Annotated in this window: 2 pseudogenes; both read right to left on the minus strand. The window is 61.0% G+C overall.

Annotated features, from left to right (window positions below):
* Window positions 1-191: pseudogene (locus tag EN935_RS40065) on the minus strand (ATP-binding protein); the annotation flags it as partial.
* Window positions 181-454: pseudogene (locus EN935_RS40070) on the minus strand (IS21 family transposase); the annotation flags it as partial. The pseudogenes EN935_RS40065 and EN935_RS40070, both read right to left, overlap by 11 nt.

Genomic DNA, 454 nt, shown 5'->3' on the forward strand with positions numbered 1-454 from the left:
AGCTGATAGGCTGTCGATCGGACCTCGCGTTCTGCCGTCTCGGCCTTGAGGAGTTGCGACAGGATCGGAATGGCGGCTTCAAACGCTGGCGATCCCTGTTCGGTGAGTTCGCCGACTGCCTGTGCCATGCCGTGCATCTTCAGGCTTCGCAGCATGATGACGATTGCGCCGCTGGCAGGATTATGACGCATGGCGCACCTCCGCATTCTTTCTCAGGGCATCGTAGCGTTCGACATTGGCCTTGGGTTCGTTGGTGAGGGTCAAGGCCTGGGGCGCATCGATAATCGGTGGCGTGGAGGATTTGCCGTCGACCAGGCGATGCAGCAGATTCAGCACATGGGTCTTGGTCGGAACGCCGCCCTGCAATGCCATCTCGACGGCCGAGAGCACGGCCTGTTCGTCGTGCTGCAGGACAAGCGCCAGGATGTCGACCATCTCGCGATCACCACCTGGC

Source organism: Mesorhizobium sp. M7D.F.Ca.US.004.03.1.1, assembly GCF_003998635.1.
Taxonomy (GTDB): Bacteria; Pseudomonadota; Alphaproteobacteria; order Rhizobiales; family Rhizobiaceae; genus Mesorhizobium; species Mesorhizobium loti.